Origin of the sequence: Bradyrhizobium sp. CCBAU 65884, assembly GCF_028128835.1 — a bacterium.
Lineage (GTDB): Bacteria > Pseudomonadota > Alphaproteobacteria > Rhizobiales > Xanthobacteraceae > Bradyrhizobium > Bradyrhizobium ottawaense.
In genome coordinates this window covers 53,352-74,295 of the sequence record NZ_LBJU01000130.1, presented here as the reverse complement: position 1 = coordinate 74,295, position 20,944 = coordinate 53,352, and the positions used below count along the sequence as shown (strand labels likewise).

Below are 20,944 nucleotides of genomic sequence, written 5' to 3'. Positions count from 1 at the left end.
AGACGATTTTGGGTTCGAGCCCTCGCGACCCGTGCAGGGCGAGGCCCTCGTTCCAAGCGGCTGCGTCTTGAGGCACGTCAAGACCATGCTCGATCCGCTCACGTTGGCGCTATCCCTGCGGGCCTAGAGCGCCTTCTGGATCTTCATCTTCCTCGAGCTTCGTGCCCAGTCTGTAGCTTTGCAAACGCGCGCTTCGGTAGCGGAATTTCGACCCGCGCATGACGACGAACTTCAGGCGCCCGGCGATCAGCATCTGTAGAACTGCGGTCAGCGCGTCTGACGGGATGCTTAGACTCGCATCCAATCGTTCCGGGTAGGCCTCGATCGCTCCGACGGCGATCGGTTTGAGGTCCTTCCGACGCTCCTCCTCCAGGCTAATTGACGGAAACAGCGACACGTCCATGCGGTCGGGCTTCAGTCCGGTCGGCCGCAGAAGCCGACCCTTCATCTCCACGTGCCGGTGCTCGTGGTAGGGATCGAGCGCGTTACGAAGGGTGTTGAGCGCCAGCCAATAGTTGAAGTCCCAGCTTTCGATCTCGACGATGTAGTCGACGAATTCCTCGGACGACTTGTGCCGCCGCTTCACTTTTCTTGGCGCCTTTTGCTTTGGTTCGGTGATCATGAAGTTCGCCGCATTCCTAGGGCGTAGCGAGGCTATCTTCCGGACCAGGCATTTTATGCAATGAGATGGCCAATGCAGCGTGTTTTTCACGACAAGGGATGCTTAAGCGGCAGGCGCGTACTCCCTCGTCGCCGCCGGGCACAAGGATCTTGAGTAGTCCGTCTACGACTTCTCGGAGCGGCCCGAATCCAGATGTTGCGCTTCTCTTGGGTGGTCAGGACGGGTATCGCCTTGCGTGGACAGGCTCGACAACTTCGTTTTGCGAGGTCGTCAGGAAGCTGTAGACTAGGTGAGGACCGAAGATCGCCTTGGATTTGGTATCGCGATCGCCGTTTGACTCGGTCCATGTGCCGGCGAAGCATTGAACCGAGAGGCTAACGCGTTCGCCGGGTGCTGAGTCGCGGAAGTTTCTTGCCGGCGCGCTGGACGAACGGATGCGGGAGGCGGCCGTTTGCGACCGAATTGCTCGTCGAGCCAATAGACGCTCAAGCCGAGTTAGATGCCGATTGCTACTCAACCGCGACTAAGCCAGAATGGGCCTCAGAAACCTGGATGCCTGAGCACACTGAGACTACAGCGAGAGATCCAGTGGCAGATGTCGAGCAACCAAACGACGGGGCCCTTGCCGTCCTCAGCAGCTGGATCAAAGCTGAGATCAAGGTCGTCGTCGCAGACCCGAAGGCCTGGATTCGCAGCCAGTGTTTTTCCATTGGCGGGTATATCAAGCGGCAATGGTCTTTTTTCTTGAGTCCTCGCGGGCTCAAGATGCTGGCGAAGACTGCGACGCGGAAGATCCTTGAAACAGTTGCCCTATTACTGCTGGTGTACGCCGCTGTTCATTTACATTTTCTCGGACGAATTGGCGACGCGATTCTTTCGTTCTCATCTGCGTCGCAGAAGGACATCAAAGATCTCACAGATCTGATGGCCTCGTACCAAGACTACCTGAACCAACGTAATGTACAGGCGAACCGCGCGCTTGCGCGTGAGCATGAGCTGTTCTCGGATGTGGTAAGCCGTGTTTTCCCGCTGAAGTGGGATAGCGATCTAGTAAGTTTGAGCCAAAACCAGCTTGACGCTCTCAACAATGGTGCAACCGTAAACGTTCAGGCACACTTCCGCAGTTTCAAAGGAATTCCCTACTTTTATGCGATCTTGAAGAACCTATCTTTCAACATTCAACCTGATAGGACAACCGGGGTGACGCTACAGTGCGCTTGTGCCACGTCGCATTGTAAGGTGCTGCTTAAATTGAATCAGGCGCCGCGCGCGGGCCAACGGGTGCTTCTAATAACGCGTCCTCAGGTGCATTGGATCGCATCCGGGGAGTTTCCATCCGATGATGACGCTCAAGACAACCTTCCAGAAAAAGAGGTAGCCTGTTCGCGATAGCCGTCTCGCGCTGGATGGTTCGATCTCGTGCTATCATTGGGCAGAGGGTGATTTGGCATCACCAGACAATGGTGGTATCCTACCACTGTCAGATTCGATAGATCTGACGGAGTTTCCTCTTTTTGGGCATCTTCCAATCGAAGACGCTGCCGATTCCGACTGCCCTGTTCGATTTACTTTGCAGACTCGGCAGCGGCTATCAGTAACGACAATCTCGTCGTTGCGACATCTCTGGGGTCTTCAAATTGCTGCACGCGCTTTCCGGTAGCAATGAAGCCATCGTCGTCGACAAAGTTGCCGTAGCCTGAGGTTCGATGGCTCTAAGCCGGCGTGGACTTGACTCAATCGGGACGCGCCGATGCGGCGAGATATGAGGAAAGATCCTTGGCAACCGGCGCAAGTGGCGACGCGATTGCGCCAACGAGCAGGGCCACCAAGAAATCCTGAGAGGTCAGATAGTCGAGCCACTGAAACGCGCCGGCCTGCGCATGGGAAACCCCGCCACCTACGCCAGCAAGGATAATCGCGATTAGCGCTGAAAGCCCCTTAGAAGAATTTCGATATTTTTGATCGGCTCGTTCGTATGCGCCATCCAATACCGCATCCACTATTGCGTCAAAGCGGGCGAGAATGCCGACGTCCTGTGGATCCAGAGCAGCGCCCGCATCGACTTTGTTTGCTGCGGTCCGAAGCGCGTCTGGATCGATGCCAGTAGCCTCCGCCATTCCGAAGGCATTCTTGGGCGATAGACCAAGCCTGATCAGCGATTTGGCGTTAGCCTTCTGCTGGGATAGCGGCGCGCCATTGAGCCAATTGGCTCGTAGAACCTCCATTGGGGAGGTGGTCCCGGTATCGCGGAGCGCTGCCTCGTACGGACCGAGAGCCCGCTTGATGTGACCAAACCCTGCATTGGAAATGCCGCCCCAGAATGCCTTTGAGACGTCGACCAGTCCATAGGCGGCAGTACCAAGCCCTCCCGTGGTTGCGGCGTAGTTGACCAAGCTCGTCAGTGTTCCGCTTAAGAGATCTGTCGCCATTGCCCCCCCACTGCGAGTCCGGTCGGTACAACCAAACCGGCTCAAAATACTCATGATCGCGCAAGACCCTGTGCGCGCTGCCTTGCGGACCCGTCCTCGTCACCGCGATTTTTTGTTGCTGTGCATCCATTGCGTGTACGCTCATGCGGTTGTAGCATCGTGTCAAGTGTACTTTGATCAAGCGCATTCTAACTGACCCACGTCTGGGTCACTGGGGTGGTGGTCGATGGCCTTCAGGGGGGGAGGGGCATCGTCCGGCGTACAGCCGGCGGCCGATAAAGCTCAGAAAGACACTGCTCACATTCCGACCTTGGACGTCCCTGCCGTCACGCAGCCGAAAGGCGGCGGCGCGATCAGAGGGCTTGGCGAAAAGTTTTCCGCTAACCCGGCGAGTGGCGCAGCATCGCTGACGATTCCAATCGCGGCCCCAGCCGGCAGGAATGGTCTCAAGCCGTCTCTTGATCTAAGTTACAATACAGGCGGTGGAAACGGCGCGTTTGGCATCGGCTGGCAGCTTGCGGTCGCGCAGATCTCGCGCCGGACTGATCGGGGCCTCCCGCTTTACGAAGACGCAACGGACGTTTTTGTCCTCTCGGGTGCGGAAGACCTTGTTCCCGCGCGACGTCCCCGCGATGACGGCGGCGACGAGCCCGACACTGAAAAGTTCGGCGACTATCTTATCAAGCGTTATCGGCCGCGCGTAGAGGGCCTTTTTGCCCGGATCGAGCAGTGGGTCAGGCAGACCGATGGCGATATTTCCTGGCGAGTTACAACCAAGGAAAATGTCACCAGCGTGTTTGGCCAAGATCCGCAGGCGCGAATTTGCGACCCCGGCGATCCATCAAAGGTATTTGCCTGGCTGCTTCAGGAAACTCGAGACGATCGCGGCAACGCAATTCAATACGGCTACCAAACCGAGAACGGGCGCGGAGTCCGGTCGGATGTACTGAGCGAGGCCACGCGCTTTCGACCAGATGATCGAGGCAAGCCACAATTCGTCGCAACGGCACAACGCTATCTCAAGAGAATTCTCTACGGCAACCGCGTGCCTCTCGATACGACATCCGGCTCGCGCTTCGTACCTCTTGCAGCGATCGACAATCGTGCCTGGTGCTTTGAAGTTGTTCTCGACTACGGTGATCACGACAAAACGTTGCCGACTCCGGCCTCCGATCAGATCTGGCCGGTACGATTGGATGCGTTCTCGACCTACAGGCCGACGTTCGAGGTCCGTACCTACCGGCTATGCCGGCGCGTTCTGGTCTTTCACCGCTTCGCGGACCTCGGTAGCGGGGCAACACTCGTGGGCTCGACGGATTTCGAGTATGAGCAGACGCCTCTGCTCTCGTACCTGACTTCCATCACCCGGAACGGTTACATCAAGAAACAGGGTGGAGGCGGATACGACCAGGGCAGCGACGGCTCCTTGCCGCCGGTCGAGTTCAGCTACACGCGGGCAACACTGCACCGCGAACGCAAGACCTTCCCTGCCGAAAGTCTCGCTGGTCTCGAGTCGGGCACATCGAGTGAGTATGTGCGTTGGCTCGATCTGAACGGTGAAGGAATTCCAGGCGTCCTTTGGTCGACCGATCAGGGATGGTACTACAAGCAAAATCTTGGTGATCTTAACCTCACAGCCCCGCGCCGCCTGCCAAATCTGCCATCCGCAGCCAACCTCCGCGGCGACATGCAATTGGTCGATCTCGACGGAGAAGGCGAACTCGAACTCGTTCGCTTCAGTTCGCCCGGCACCGGCTATTGGACCAGGACCGACACGGAGGACTGGCTCCCGTTCGTCCCGATATCCGGCGTGCCTCATATCGACTGGGACAGCCCGAACCTCCGGCTTCTCGATCTGGACGGTGATGGCCTGGCAGATGTGCTCATCACGCAGGACGACGCCTTGCTGTGGCACAGGTCCCGCGGGAGGGCCGGGTTTGAAGCCGCCGTTCGTGTCGTCGCCGACTCAAGCTCGGAGAAGAGGCCGCGCCTTCTGTTTGGCGACGGGACCGAGACGATCTTTCTGGCCGACATGAGCGGTGACGGTTTGATCGATGTTGTCCGGATCCGCAACAGCAGTGTCTGCTACTGGCCAAATCTCGGTCGCGGGGCATTCGGTGACAGGATCACGCTGGAGAACGCGCCGGCGTTCGACGCACCCGATCAGTTCGATCCACGCAGGATTCGCCTGGCGGACATCGACGGTTCCGGAACAACCGACGTCATCTACTCGCGACGCAACGCGATCGTAATCGCGTTCAACCAGTCGGGCAATTCCCTATCCGAAGTCCATCTCGTGGACTCTCTGCCGGCCGTCGACGCCGCTTCGACGGTCGAGGTAGCGGACCTGCTCGGCAACGGCACGGCATGTCTGTTTTGGTCGTCGCCGCTGCTGGCACGGCGCGGCCAGCCGATAATGCTGATCGACCTCATGGGTGGGACGAAGCCGCATCTGTTGACGTCTGTCGTTAATAATTTCGGCGGCGAGATCTACATTGAATATACGACGTCGACTCGCGCCTACCTGAAGGACAAGGCGATCGGTCGTCACTGGGTGACGCGGCTGCGCTTCCCGGTCCAGGTTGTCAGCAGCGTGAAGCACATCGACCGGGTTTCGGATGCCGAGTTTTGCGCACGTTACGAATACCATCACGGCTATTATGATGGCGTGGAGCGCGAATTTCGCGGGTTTGCATTCGTCGAAACGTTTGATGCCGAGAAGTTTGATCGATGCACCGCCTCGGAGCTGACGACGCCGCCGATCCACACCAAATCATGGTTTCACACCGGCGCGTGGTTCGACCACGAGCGATTGGAGAGCAGGCTGGCGACCGAGTTCTGGCATGGTGATGGCGATCGCCGTCTGCCGGAAATGCGGCTTCCCACAGGATTGCCGACCGACGAAGCCCGTGAGGCCATGCGGGCCCTACGCGGGATGCCGCTTCGCGAAGAGGTGTACTGGGAGGATGGCTCGGCGCTCGCGGACCGACCCTATTCGGTCACCGACATGACGCATGAGGTGAGAGCGCTACAGCGCAAGGGCAGCCAGGCCCACGGCGTGTTCCTCGCCCACAACTCGGAGAGAATCCAGAGTCTCTACGAGCGCGAGCTGGCCGATCCGCGCGTATCCCACGATCTTACCCTTGAGATCGATGACTACGGCAATGTCTGCACATCAGCCTCGATCGCCTATCCACGACGAGAACCCCTCGAGAAGGAGCAGGATCGGTTATGGTGCACGGTATCGCAGTCTTCGTACGTCAATGAAGATCGTCGGAGCGATTGGTTTCGCGTGGGTGTCCCGACCACGTCGACCCAGTGGGAGCTTTGCGGATTGCCGCATGACCGCATCGTGAATGCAGACGATGTGAGGACCAAATTCGCCGCGGCGAAGCCTGTTCCATTCGAGACACTTCCGGACCCGGAAAAGGAACAGAAGCGCATCGTTCGCGCCGAGTGCCGGCAATATTGGCTGGATGGCCTCGGTGGGCCGGCCCCGTTCGGGACCATTGGAAGGCGCGCCATCCTCCACCAACAGTTCGCACTGGCTCTGACGCCCGGCATCATAGTCAAGGCGATCGGGAGCGACCGCGTCACCGACAGCATGCTGACTACGGAGTGTGGCTATGTGAATGCAGCGAACGCCGGGATCAGTCGCGTGATGCCCGATACACCGGCGAGGAGCTGGTGGATACCGTCGGGCATTCTGATTCCGGACCGGGCGCGCTTTTACGTACCGGTGGAAGCAGTCGACGCATTTGGTGCGCAGACGCGCATCAGCTACGACGAGTATTGCCTGACAGTAGTCAGGACCGCAGATGCCCTGCAAAACGTCACTCACGCCGAGATCGACTATCGGCTGCTCAATCCAAAGCAGATAACCGATCCGAACGGTAACGTCAGTTTGTTCACCTTCAATGCGTTGGGTCTCGTTACCAGCGTAATTCTCGCAGGAAAAAATAACGAAGGTGATAGCGCCAAGGACCCGACGACGCGCTTTGAATACGAACTTCGGCGATGGATTACCGGCCAGCCTGCCGGAGCTTCGTCAGTCGCAACAATCAAGCCAGCGCGGGTGCACGTCATCTCGCGGGTGAAGCCCGGCACGTCAAAATCAACCCACGAGGAAGCCTACGTCTACACTGACGGGTTCGGGCGTGAGGCCATGCACAAGACGCTGGCTGAACCGGGACCGGTGCCGGTGAAGTACGCGGATGGTACGATAGCGAAAAATCCGGATGCTACGATCAGGGATGAAGAGGTTCAGCGTCGTTGGGTCGGTACCGGGCGCGTGATCTACGACAACAAGGGCAATCCGGTAAAGAAGTATGAGCCGTTCTTCTCTGCCACTTACGAGTACGAAGACGAGGAGGAACTCGTCAAACGGGGCGTCACGCCGACCCTGCACTATGACCCGCTTTCGCGGTTGGTCCGCACTGACAATCCCGACGGTACCTTCTCGGAGACGAAATTTTTCGCGTGGCGGCAGGAGCGCTGGGACGAGAACGATACCAGTGATCGCGCTACCGACTGGCTCGAGGCCTTCGAAGCAGGCACGACTGAGCAGCAACGCGTCGTCGAACTCACGCGTGACCACAAGGGTACGCCCGGCGTCCTGCATCTCGACGCCATGGGGCGTGCATTCCTTTCGGTGGCCGATAATGGCGAGCGTGGGACATACGAGACGCGGTCAACACTGGATATCACCGGCAAGATTCTTTCGGTTCAGGACGCCAAGCACAGAAAAGTCGCGCAGAGCGCGTACGATGTTGCCGGACGGCGCCTGCATGAATGGCTCGCCGATTCCGGCGACAAATGGCGGCTGCCCGACGTGGCCGACCGCCCTGTGCGGCAGTGGGATGCACGCCACTTCGTTCAGCGCTTCGTCTACGACGAACTGCGCCGCCCGACGCACCTTTTTGTATCGAATACCTCTTCCGCGGTCGCGCCGTTCGGCGAGCCGGATCCCGATCCGCAGTCGCCTCCGCCATCGCCCCCTGGGGGCTTGAGCCGCGTCCTCTACCGTCTCCGCGGCACTCCTCCAGAGCCGCTGCCAGAACCGGAAACGGAGGCGGTCTCCGAAGAAGCCGTCTTGTCGAACGCCGCCGAGCGTCTGTTGGAGCGCCGTTACTACGGCGAGGACCTGCAGACACAGGCTAACGCGACCAAATTCAACCTGCGCACCCGCGTGGCGCTTATCTTTGATGGCGCCGGTATGCTGCGCAATGATCGCTTCGATTATCGCGGAAACATCGCGCAGTCTGTTCGCCGGCTTGCGAAGCAGATCCGCGTCGATCCTGACTGGGCCGCTCTGGGCACAGCAGACCATGTGGAAGTGGCCGAGAAGGCCGCAGACGCGCTGCTCGGGCCGACGGCTTTCCTAACCAAAACCGACTACGACAATCTGAACCGACCGACCACACGCATTACGCCTGATAAAAGCGCTACCCACTACGTCCTGAACGAGCGTGGTCTGCTCTCCCGCGCCGCGGTCCAGATAGGCGGTGCATCGACCGAAACGGTGATGATCAGCGCGATGACTTACAACGAGCGCGGCCAGCGCAAGCTGGTTGAGCAGGGCAGTGGGGTAAGCATCGCCTATGACTATGACCCCAAGACCTTTCGTCTTATCAAGCTCCTGAGCACGCGTAAGCGGAACGGCCGCACGGAGAAGCTGCAAGACCTGCGCTATACCTACGATCCGGTTGGCAACATCCTTGCGGTCGAGGACCGAAGTGACGCCGCGATCTACTTTACGGGCACGGTTGAGCCGGGCGGCGGCCGCTACGCTTACGACGCCCTCTATCAGCTGATTCGCGCCACAGGCCGCGAATTTCCCGGGACGGCTCCGAACGAGGACGACGTGGCACCCGGAGGCATCCCGCATCCCAACGACCTTCAGAAGCTGCAGAAATACACAGAGACCTTTGTCTACGACGAAGTCGGCAATATCCAGCGGCTTGGACATCAGGCCGATTCGGGCGGGTGGAGCCGAACCTACTCCTACGCCACAGACAGCAACCGGCTGATCGAAACCGACACGTCTGGCTCGCCGAGTGCGAAGTATCGCTACGACGAAGCCGGCAACATGGTCGAGATGCCGCACCTTTCCGAAATGCGGTGGGACTATGGCGGACGGCTCCGCCTTGCTGACCGGCGCGGCGGCGGAAAGGTGTGGTTCGCTTACGATTCGTCGGGGCAGCGCGTGCGCAAGCGCTACGTCCACAATGGCCTGATCGAAGAGCGGATCTATCTCGATGGCGTCGAGTACTACACCCGCACCGCCGCCAATACCGGCAAGCTGCAGCTCGCTCGCGAGACCCTGCACGTTATGGATGGAAAAAGCCGGGTTGCGTTGATCGAGACCAAGACGGCAGATGCGACCATCACGCTATTTCGCCCACAGACGCGCCAGCGATTTCAGCTCGCAAATCATCTCGGGTCGTCGATCGTCGAGGTCAGCGAGAAGGCCGCCGTGATTTCCTTCGAGGAGTACCATCCGTTCGGCTCGACCTCTTTCCACTCTGCGCGCGCGGGAGCGGAGGTGAGCGCCAAGCGATATCGCTATATCGGCAAGGAGCGCGACGAGGAGACGGGACTCTACTATCACGGTGCGCGATACTACGCGGCATATCTGGGTCGATGGACTAGCTGTGAGCCCCTGTTGCGCGAGCTTTTGGCGCAGACGTTCGCCTTCGATACGAGATCGCGTTCCGCTCCAAGCGGGTATAGCTCAGTTCAAAATAACCCGATCAAGATGACGGACCCCGATGGATTGCTCGCGCTGAGCACCGTCGGCGGTATCGTGTGGAACGCTGGGGCCGAATTCGGTTCTGACATGCTTCGCGCCGCGGCGGCCGTCCTCTCGCATCCGATAGTGGCGGGTGGAATGCAGATTGCTGCCGGATTTGGTGAGGCGACCGTTGCAGCTGGCATGTTGCTTGCGCCGGAACCCGTGGTAACCAAAGTCGCGGGAGCTGTTCTATTCGCGCATGCCGCCGACATGGCGGGTGCTGGATTAAGAACGCTGATCAATTGGCAGCCACAGCAAACGATTACATCGCTAGCTGCAGAGCATATTGCAACTGGTCTTGGCGCAAGCCCTCGAGCTGCGCATTGGATAGGTGTCGCTGCCGACCTTGCACCGATATCCGCCGCGGCTTCGGTCAATACATTCTCACTTGCTAGCGCTGGAGGTAGAGGAACATTGGTCGAAGCCGAACGTGCGCCGTTGGCAGCGGAATCTAAGCTTTCTCGACCGCCGCCCACCGAGGGTGAGTGGAACAATATGAGCCCGCAGGCAAAGGGTGCTTGGGGTGAAAAGGAATGGGACAATATTCTCGTTTCAGTGAAGAAGCATGAAATTCTCGCAAATCAAATGGAGATTGAACTTCCGAGCGGCAAGAGTTGGCGGATTGATACGGTCAGCGTTTCACCTGAGGGCGTCCCTTATGCGACGGAGGTGAAAACGGGATTATCCGGACCAACCCCCAATCAATGGGAGGCTTTTACAAAGGGAGTCGCCGGTAAGTGGACAGAAGGACCCGGGCTAGACCGCATCCGAGAATTCGCCTCCCAGAATAACATGAGTCTTGAACAGTTCACTTCCTCGCTAAGGCGCAGCTACGTGCCAATGAGTGCTCCACATTAACTTGTCCCGTTATGGGCAAAAAGAAATTCCCGGGAGTTTTATTCGGAGGACGGCTCGAGAGTTTAGCATTTGTGAGCGCCCAGTATGAATAATGAACTACTTCACGCAATCGACGTCCTGGCTGCGTCTAGCGATCGATTTTCGGCACACGCACGCCGCGCGCAACGACAATTGAAAGATGTGGCGTCTGATGGCCCGCCGGTCGTATCGATCGCTGATCTGATCCGCGCAGCCGAAGGTTTCGCGGCCAACGAGGAAAAGTCAAACCGCGAAAGTCTTCTCCTGTCCTACTGGAAGATATTCTTCCCCCGAAATCAGAAACTGAACATTGACAAGCTAACCGCGCTGCTCAGGGAGATCAAAGCCGTGCTGCAGGACCAGATCAAGACTCTCTCGCTCAAAGTTACGCACAATGAGGGCGCAAAGGCGATAGGCGGCCTTACGGTGAAGCTCCAGCGCCTGGATCGCTTCGAGGGGTGGCAAACCATTCTGCCGCCGACGGGCGCGCCGGCCGTTCAGACCGGCGAAGAAAACGGAACCGCGAAGCTGTCTTACGCGACCGACAACAACGATGACGGCTTCCCCGTGATCCGCGATCCGAAGATGCCGGTCTTTCGCTGGCAAGTGGAGGATCCTCGTGACGGCACAATTCTGGTTCAGAGCGACGCCTCACTTCTCGACAAACTTGCGACCGCTGTCGCGTTCGAGACATGGCAGTACGCCGACAAAACCGACTACGATCTGGCGGCTGCATTCTATGACGTGCATGCCGAGAAAATCGAAGCCGCCGATGATCCCGACCAGATAATCGAAGCGGCGGCCCCGAATGATCCGGTCGGCAAGAGCCGGCTCATTGCAATGTATTGGACCAGGCGGCTTGCAAAAGATGCGTTGAATACGGCGCGTGCGTTGCCGGTTTTCCCTTCTGCCGCCGACAAACGGCCCGACGAAAAGACCCTGAAGCAATATTTCTACGGCCTGCTGCGCAGCGATGCACTGCTGCACGCGAGCTATACGGGGCCCTTTGGCCCTGCCGAAACAACGACCGCGAAGAGCAACTCGGACGACCTCCTAAATCGCGCCTCCCTCATCGATGCCGGAGTCATCGTTGGACTGCTGCGCCCCCGCATTACCGGTTCTGATGGAGTTCCGCTGGTTCCGGTCTTGGTGCGCGCTTCGGCTCAAGAACTCGAGACGACGCGTATGGCGTTTACGGATGCCTTCCGGGACGCTGCGGCAAAAAAGATCGGCAGTGGTTTGCCTGGCGTCCTGGACAACGACAGCGACCACAAGGCGTACCCCCCCGAACTCGAAGCGCTGATTAAGGCGCTCAGCAGCGACCAGCCTGGAGGCGTTTGGGCGGTGATCAAGAGGTTTGCGCAGGCCCGCCCCAGCGCCAACGCACTTGTGGCCGGCGACCGCGAGCCGGACGGCGAAGCGCCGGGGTGGGTGATGTTGAAGGCGCTTGGCTGTCTCAGCAATCAAGATATTGCCGGTTTGGTCGGTCCGGAAATGGCGCAGGAGGCCGAACAAGCCAAGCGACGGCTTGCACTGATGTCACGCGAGGGGCTCGAGCAATTAGGAGCAGGTCTCCTGAACGCCGATGCGGGGGCGCTCGCGGTCGGGCGTCGCAAGACCGCCGTGAATATCATGCGCCGCGTCCTTGCCGAGCAATTCCCGGTAGAGGTTTATCTGTCGGACTGGGAGGAATATCACCGGGGAAATTCCAAGCCGGTCGGCAACAGCAGCACGGCCGCGTTCGCGGCCAAGGTGCTCGAGAAGGTCGCCGGGCAGCCGAGCGAACCGATCCGCGCGCAGCAAGTTCGTGAGATCAGCGAAACGGTCAAGTCAGAGCTCGCGCTCGACGGCCCTGCAAGCGAGAAGCTCGATCAAGAAGTCGCGACCCACCTGAGCCTTGCACGGCTCACCCTGAATTTCGAGCTCGGAAAGAAGCTGGTCACGTTTGGCTTGAGGAATGCTTCGGATATCGTGGCTTTCGGCGAGCATCGCCTTCTGGACGAAGTCACAGGCAAGGACGGTCCGGCCGGAGTTTCAGTTACGGACGTCCAAAACACGTTCGCTCGCGCACGATCAATTCATCTCGCCAAGAACATGCTCGTCGGCGAGCTTGTTGCGCTCAAACAGGGCATCACACTTCCGGCAGTGCGCGGTTTCTCGATCGTGCCCGGTGACGATGCATTTGATCCGGTGACCGGCTGGGCCAATCGCGCATCGGGCAATGCACCGACGCCCACCGATCTCACGCCGGACTTGCGCCGTTTGTTCAAGCTTGCGGATTCCTGTGAATGTCGGCCTTGCGAATCCATCCACGGCGCCGGAGCTTATCTGACGGACGTGCTGGAGTTTCTCAAGCACCGGGCCATCGTGCCGGTCAAGGGATGCCTCGAAGGACATCACACAACAATCACCAACGCGAGGGATTTGCTTTTCGAGCGACTTCCCGGGCTCAAGTACATCGACCTGACCTGTGCCAACGCCGAGACGCCGCTTCCCTACATCGATCTGATCTGTGAGGCGTTGGAGGATGCTGTCGCCTGCTTAGAGGGCATGCCGGGCGTGCCCGTGGACGTACATTGGCATGGCAAGATTGCGGATGGCGACGCCATTTCTGCGGGGCTGCTGGGAAAACTCAAGGAAAAATCAATCCCGATCACGTCTCAGGCGCACTTTTCCAAGATGCCGTGCGGAGAAGATGGGCCATGCGAGACGTTCTTCCTTCGAGACACCCACGCCGTGCTGTGCTTCAGGCGTGGCTGCGGCTGCAACGACAACTGGTCCGTATGGCTTCTGCGTCAGACAACCTTGACGGAGGCAGAGCTGGCCGCGGAGCCGGAATACGTGCAGCCTGCGGCCTATGAGGCCACTCGCAGCGCGTACTCCGGCTACGCGCTGCCATTCGATCTTGGTGATGTGAGCATCGCTGCGCTGCTCGAACTCGTCGGCTCCAGCCGGCGCGATCTGCGCCGGGCCGCCGCATTCAGGCCCAAGCCCGACCTTGCGTCGGCCGCCGACATTCTTGCCATCGACCCGGTCGTTGCGGGCGTGATTGTTGGGAAACGCGACACCGAAGAACGCGACGAGTTCTGGAAGCATGCCGGCAAACCGCTCGTCGTCAACGACAAGGTCACCGTCGACAGTTTCCTTCGTCATTGCGAGTTGAGCTATGCCGAGCTCGAGCGTTTGACCCGAACTGCTTATCTGGGCGAGCACTGCGGCTTGCGTATCGAGCGCCACCACGACTGCGACTTGCAGAAACAGAACGTCGTCTGGGAACCGCGCTGCAAGTGCCACCGTGGAGACCAGCATGATGACGTGCTGCCGCGCACCTCGCGTTTTCTGCGACTATGGAAACAGCTTGGCTGGACCATCGAGCAGGTCGACCGCGCCATCAGTGCAGCACGATTGGGAAATGGCGAGCTTGACGATAAATTCCTTATCGCGCTCTCGGCCGCCTTCCGGCTGCGAAACCGTCTTGGGTTGTCGATCGATGACACCATCGTGTTGTTCGGAAGGATCCCGCTCACTGCCGAGCGCCCGGAGCAGCCTTCCATGTACTGGAGGCTGTTCCTTGATCCGCGAGTTAACGGATTCGGCGGCAAGGACGACCAGACGCTTCTGGAGAAGCTCTATCCGGAAGACGTCGAGAAGAAGGGTGACCGCCTGGATGACCCGCAAATCGAATCCATTCTTACGGTCTGCTTCGGTTTAAACAAGACGGAATACGAACTGATCCTGACCGAGGCGATCAAGCCTCGCGGGGAATTGGAGCTGAGCTTCGACAATCTCGCGCGCATCCGCAGCACGATTGTTCTGCGGCGTGCGCTACAGCTGCCATGGCACGACTATTTTTCGTTGCTGCGGCTCTTCAACCAGCAGGACGAGTTCGCGTCGCCGGCAGCGACTTTGCAACTCGTGGCGCTGCTCGGCGAGCCTGGTGAAGCCAGGCGGTTCACGCCCTCTCAATTGCGCTACTTCCTGCTCGGCGACGTCCAAAAGGGCGATCCCGCCAATATCGGGGAAATGCAGATCAAGAAGGATGCGTACTGCAAATTCCTCGTAAAGCTGCAGAAGGATCTGCGTGACGTCGCCACGCTGCCGATCGACGACAGCAAGCGTCAGGACGCGATCGGAGGTCGTCTGAAAAGCGGACTGCTTCCTTCCGCTATGGTTTGGGCCGGGATTGACCGGCTGGCCGTTGCGGTGGAATCGGATCGGGCAGCTGCGGTGGCCGGTGGCAAACAGACGACACTTCCAACGCAGGATCAGCTTGCGGATTCTCGCGCCAAAACGACGCAGTATCTGGATTTCGATAATTCGAACCCTCCGGCAGACGGCCAAAAATGGCTGGAGCAAGCTAAAAGCATCTGTCGGAGCGCATTCTCGCCACTGCTGGCGTGGGCTGGATGCTCGAGCGAAGCGATAGATAAGGCGATCGACAATCTGAGCCAGCGTTTGAGCGAGATCATGGGCGGCAAGGCGTCTCTGCTCGACCAACAAATCTCCATTGTCGATTATTTTCTCAGCCCGCTCGACCGAAAGGCGGCGGCGATTGAGCGCGCTGCCATCCTGGAGGCTGATACGGCGGCCTTCATCGCCAGCGACGCCGGGCGGAGCAGCATCCTTCTCGACACTCTGCACGTCGATAAAGCGACCGTGCGCGCAATTCTGATGTCGCTGCTCGAACTGGCACCGGAGAAAATGCCGAACACGCCGGACCAGGTGACCGATATCTTACATGGAACCAACGCAGACGGTCTGTCTCTGAGAGAGGCTTTGACGCGGCTATGGCGGGCTGGTCTGAAGTTGTGGAAAGCGGTCCAGTTTCTTCGCCGGCTGGACATGGAGGACGCGACGATCACGTGGCTTGCACAGCCGCAATCCACAGGGCAGCCCCCCCGTTCGGAAATTCTGGACTGGCTGACGATCGAGGCACTGCCGTCCACTAAGTCCGATCTGGGAGAGGTCGTCATCGAGTCCGGCGACCTTGCCAAAAAGATGGTCCAAGAATGGCGACGCCTCCTGACCGGTTTGGCATTTTTGCGCGACTATCCGCCGGTAACCATCGCCGACAGCGCCGACAAGAACATTTCATTCCGCGACGTACTCGACTCGGCGATTGCCGTGGCGACGTTTGTTGTCCGGGACGGCTCGTCGGTGCCGAAGGAGAAAGCTTTAGACCTGGCATCTGGCCTCTCGCGCCTGACAGGATGGCCGCTTGAACACTTGACGGCTCTTCTCGCAGCGCAGGCTAGCCAGGATGGCGCGACCTGGCCGCCTCCGACACTTTCCCCCGGCCGGACTGCGCTCATCGAGTCCAGCTACTACCGGCATCTCGATACGGCCGTGAAAACCCTGCGAAAAACCGGCCTCGCCCTCGACGAGGTTGCCGCGCTGCTCGACGCCAACCAGCCGAGCAAGCCGAGCCAGCAGCGCGCCGCCCAACTGCGCAAGCTGATCAAGAAACGGTTCGATGATTCCGCGTGGCAATCGGCGGTGAAAGCCGGACAGGATCGCATCCGTGCACGCAAACGCGATGCCTTGGTCGCCTATCTCGTCGGCTCTCGATTTGATTCCGCGGACGATATCTTTGCCTACTACCTGATTGACCCGGAGATGGGCGCGTGCATGCAGAGCAGCCGCATCGTGCAGGCGCACGGCGCCGTGCAGTTGTTTGTGCAGCGATGCCTGATGGGGCTCGAACAGGAGGTCAAGATCCCGCCGCGGCAGGCCTATGATTGGGATGCCTGGAAATGGATGAAGTATTTCCGCGTTTGGGAAGCGGCGCGCAAGATTTTCCTCTATCCGGAGGACTGGATTGAGCCCGAGCTGCGCGACGACAAGTCGCAGTTCTTCCGCGAGCTCGAAGACGAGATCAACCAGAACGACATGACGGCCGGGAACCTTGAGGACGCCGTTGTCAATTATCTGCAGAAGCTGCGGGAAGTCGCACGCCTCGCCGTGTGCGCTGCCTATTATGAATTCGACGAAAGAATACCGATCCTTCACGTGCTGGCGCGCACGCCGGGCGAGCCGCACAAGTATTTCTATCGGCGCTGGGTGGCCGAGCGCTACTGGACGCCTTGGGAAAGTGTCGATCTGGAGATCAGCGGCGACCATCAGCTGCTGTACGTGAACAATGGACGGCTCCATCTCGCATGGGCGACGTTCAAGCAACTAGAGGTTAAGCCGGATCTCGGTAAGAACCTGCCCGATCGCCCCGGCGCACCGTATCCAGCCCCGCCCAATCCACCGACACAGTGGGAAATCAAGCTGGCAACGAGCCAATATGCCGATGGACGCTGGCTCGGGAAGCAGGTTACTCCTCTCGGAATCCGCTATCCGCGTGATGCGATTGAGAAACTCGACGAAGGCTATCCGGTCAGCCGCTTCCGCCTCGCGTTCCACGACACCCCGTTTCCCGAGGTGCAGGTCTCGTTCGTTCCCCTTCTCAGCGATGATCCAGTCCCGATATTCGAGCAGATCATTGGCAGCTTTGTGCTCTCGTCATGCTCGGGTTACCCACAGCCCCAACGGTTCGTGGAGGACGAGCAGTATCGATCGTTCCCGCAGTTCCTGCGCAGCGACGTCACTACTCAAACCAGTACAGAGGTTGGAGTCGACCCCGAATCCGATCGGCTGATCATTGTCGAGGGTCCAGGCGCGAGCTCCTATGCGCAGGTTCTTGAGCGCACGCCGGGCAGCTTCGTTACGGCAGTTCCGCGTCAAGCGTCCAATATCGACCTCGCGCTCGGCATTCTCAGAACGATCCGGTCACCCGCCAATACGGCTGGCCGGACCTTCAGTATGGGCGGCGTGTTACCATTCTTCTATTCGGACCGCTCCGTTGCAGCCGTGTTTCGCCTGAAACTGCCGGAGGTGAAGAAGTCGCCAACGACGGCCGCGAAGTTCGCGAGAGCCTTTGCCCGACTTGCTGACTTCCTGGGTGAGCCGTTGCAGCGCGAGCGGCTGGGCCAGATTATCTCTAGGCCGGATCGCAATCAGCACAAAGGAGAAAAAGAGAAAGCGCTACAGGCACTCTGGGATGATCTGCATGAACCGGACCTTCCCGGCGGAACGCCGGTGCTTCAGGAGATCGTGGATCTGATCACTCTTCTGGATAACGCAGGTCAGTATCGCAAGAGGTATGAACCGGCTTCACGCTTCTATCACCCGCCGGGCTGCGATCTGGTGCAACTCGTCTTTGCCCGAGGGGTGGACCGGCTTTATGAGCGTTCCGTCCAGTGTGCGCCGGTGCGACAGTCCGGCGTTCCCGCGCCGGAGTTTAGCATCAAGGATTTCGAGGGGCCGCCGTGGCAAGATGCCGTTTCGTTCGATCTGTCAGATGCCTATTCGAGCTACAACTGGGAAACGTTCTTTCACATTCCGTTCCTGATCGCGGTACGGCTCGCTCAGCAGGGGAACTACGAGGATTCGCTTCGCTGGTTCCACTACATTTTTGATCCGGCCGGGGTGGCGAGCATCAGCAAGGATTGTGACCAGTCCGACCGACCTGGGGAGCCGCTCAGTGAGTCCTCGATCTACTGGATCACAAAACCATTCTATCAAACCAGCAATACGACCTATGAGTGGGAACGCATCGAGGCCTTGCTCGATCCAAACAAGTGGAGTCAGGCGACCGATCACGACCTGGCGGAACTTGCCAAATCGATTATGGATTGGCGTGATAAGCCTGGCGTACCGTTTGTCGTTGCTCGCCATCGCTGGGTCGCGTTTCAAAAGGCAGTTGTCTATCGTTACATCGAAACCCTGCTCGATTGGGGCGATGCCAAGTTTCGCCTGTTCCAGCGCGAGACAATCGTGGAGGCCACGCAACTTTACGTGCTCGCGAGCAAGCTTCTCGGCCCGCGGCCACGAGGCGACGTGCCGCGTGAGAAGTGGACGCCCGGCCCGCCGCCTCGAGACGAGGCACCGTTTGAGAAATGGACGCCCGAGAACTACGCCCAGCTCAGCCCTTGCATCAATTATTATGATCAGTGGCTCTACGTCTTCTTGAGTGAAGTGGAGCCGCTGTCGTCGGTCTCTTCGGCGGGCGAAGGCGCGCCACATCTCAATTTCTTTAGTGGCTATTTCTGCGTTCCCCAGAATGAAAAGCTGTTGAAGTTGTGGGATCGCGTTGAGGATCGCCTGTACAAGATACGACATTGTCAGGATATCGACGGTGTCGAGCGGGTACTGGCGCTGTTCTCTCCGCCAATAGACCCGGGAATGCTCGTGCGCGCTGCCGCTGCGGGCCTATCCGTGGAGCAACTCCTCACCAGTCTGAGCGGACCTCCGCCTCATTACAGATTTACCTTTTTGCATCAGAAGGCGACGGAATTCACCCAGGAGGTGCGCACACTCGGAAACGAGCTACTTCAGGTGATGGAGAAGCGCGACGCCGAGGCCCTGTCGACGCTACGTTCCAATCTTGAACTGAAGTTGTTGCGCGCTGCTTCGGATGTACGAAAATACCAGCTTGACGAGGCAACACGGCAGCTGGAAGCAATCGACAAGAATATCGATACGGTAACTGCACGTGCAGAGTGGTACCGCTCGCGACAGGTGGTCTCAGGCAAAGAGCAAAACGCCCTCGACCTGACTCAGGCGGCGCTCGTCTTCCGTGTTGCCTCCCAGGCACTCCAGGCTTTCGCAGGAGGAGCTCACCTCATTCCGCAGGTCACGTTTGGCGCATCCGGATTTGGCGGCTCGCCGCACGTGGTCATGCAATTCGGCGGGAATGAAATTGCCAGCTCGAGTTCGGCCTTTTCGGCTGCCGTGACCGCACTAAGCGATATCGCGCAGACTCAGGCAGGGGTTACGGCTACGTTGGCGGGTTACGAGCGTCGCAAGGACGATTGGGACTTCCAAGCAAGTCTGGCGGACCGGGAGCTCCAGCAGCTGGCAAAACAGCGGGCCGCTGCCGAGATTCGCGTGTCCATCGCCGAAAGGGAGCTGCGCAACCATGAACTTCAGATCGACAATGCGGAGAAAATCGACGAGGCATTGCGTGCCAAGTTCACCAATCGCGAACTGTACGACTGGATGATCCGGCAGGTGTCGGCCGTTTATTACCGGACCTACCAACTTGCGCTCGACTTTGCCATGAAGGCTGAGCAGTGCCTCCAGCGCGAATTGCCGGCGAGCCCGGCTGTCACGTATGTGCAGCCCGGGTATTGGGATAGCTTGCGCAAGGGCTTGCTGGCGGCCAACGGGTTGCTGCTCGATCTGAAGCGCATGGAAGCCGGGTATATCGAGCGGAACGCTCGCGGTCCGGAGCTGACTAAACATGCCTCCCTCGCTACGCTTGATCCAATGCAGCTTGCAAAACTACGAACCTCCGGCAAGTGCCAAATTGCCATTCCGGAAGAACTGTTCGACCTGGACCACCCCGGCCAGTATCGGAGGCGGATCAAGACGGTCGGCCTATCATTGCCTTGTCTCGCAGGTCCTTACACCACCATCAGCTGCCGTCTGAAGCTAGTTCGCAGTCAAATCCGAAATGTCGAAAGTAGGGAAGGAGACGACGCCGACCATCTTGTCGAGGATACGGTTCCGGTCACGCAGATCGCAACGAGTTCCGGTCAAAATGACTCTGGCTTGTTCGAACTCAACCTTCGTGACGAACGCTACTTGCCGTTCGAGGGTGCTGGCGCGATCAGCTGGTGGGAATTGGACCTGCCCGGCACCGATGATGATAAGGGGGAAGACATCCGACAGTTCGACTATGAGAGCATCAGCGACGCCGTCTTGCATCTGAGGTATACGGCCGTCAGCTGTGCTGACAAGACTCGGAAGGATGTGATTGGGAAACTCAGTGGGAAATTGAAGTCCATGACACTTGCGGCGAATCAAAGCGGCGTCTGGACAATGGTAAGCCTGCGCAATGATCTTCCGGATCTGTTCTACAAACTGTCGACCACCGGCAAGTGTGACCTCCAACTCCCGAGCAACATATTGCCACTCCTTCAACAGAAGCTGGGAGCGCCAACCGAGGTGCTGGTGGGAGTATCAGCTAAAGATGGGCTCGCGGGCCTGAAGGTCGGGTCGCAATCACTCGTCTCCCAAGGAAGCCTGGGTCGAATTCCGATAGGAAATGTGACGTTGGATTTGCTCACGAAGCTCGTCCCCTTCGATTGGACGGGCAGCACGGCTCCGTTGGATATCATGATCTTCGTCGGAACAAAGGGAAATAACGTCGGTCTGCGCTCAGCCTGACGAATC

General features: G+C 59.0%; 5 protein-coding genes. 3 read left to right on the top strand and 2 right to left on the bottom strand.

Annotated features, from left to right (window positions below):
• Window positions 1–109: 109 nt before the first annotated feature.
• Complete coding sequence (locus XI03_RS32235) at window positions 110–622, bottom strand: hypothetical protein (RefSeq protein WP_271594357.1); 513 nt, start codon at window positions 620–622, stop codon at window positions 110–112.
• A 588-nt stretch (window positions 623–1,210) separates the two neighbouring features.
• Here XI03_RS32235 and XI03_RS32225 point away from each other — a divergent pair.
• The gene (locus XI03_RS32225) at window positions 1,211–2,014 is read left to right on the top strand and encodes a hypothetical protein (protein WP_271594356.1); all 804 of its coding nucleotides are present in this window, start codon (window positions 1,211–1,213) and stop codon (window positions 2,012–2,014) included.
• Window positions 2,015–2,355: 341 nt separating this feature from the next.
• On the opposite strand, the gene XI03_RS32220 is transcribed toward XI03_RS32225, so the two are convergent.
• A complete protein-coding gene (locus XI03_RS32220) occupies window positions 2,356–3,051 on the bottom strand; it encodes a hypothetical protein (protein WP_271594355.1) in 696 nt (231 codons plus the stop codon).
• Window positions 3,052–3,277: 226 nt separating this feature from the next.
• Between XI03_RS32220 and XI03_RS32215 the strand changes: the two genes are divergently transcribed.
• On the top strand, window positions 3,278–10,702 hold the full coding sequence (locus tag XI03_RS32215) for a SpvB/TcaC N-terminal domain-containing protein (RefSeq protein WP_271594354.1): 7,425 nt from the start codon (window positions 3,278–3,280) through the stop codon (window positions 10,700–10,702).
• 84 nt (window positions 10,703–10,786) lie between these two features.
• The gene (locus XI03_RS32210; RefSeq protein ID WP_271594353.1) at window positions 10,787–20,938 is read left to right on the top strand and encodes a neuraminidase-like domain-containing protein; all 10,152 of its coding nucleotides are present in this window, start codon (window positions 10,787–10,789) and stop codon (window positions 20,936–20,938) included.
• The last annotated feature ends 6 nt before the right edge of the window (window positions 20,939–20,944 follow it).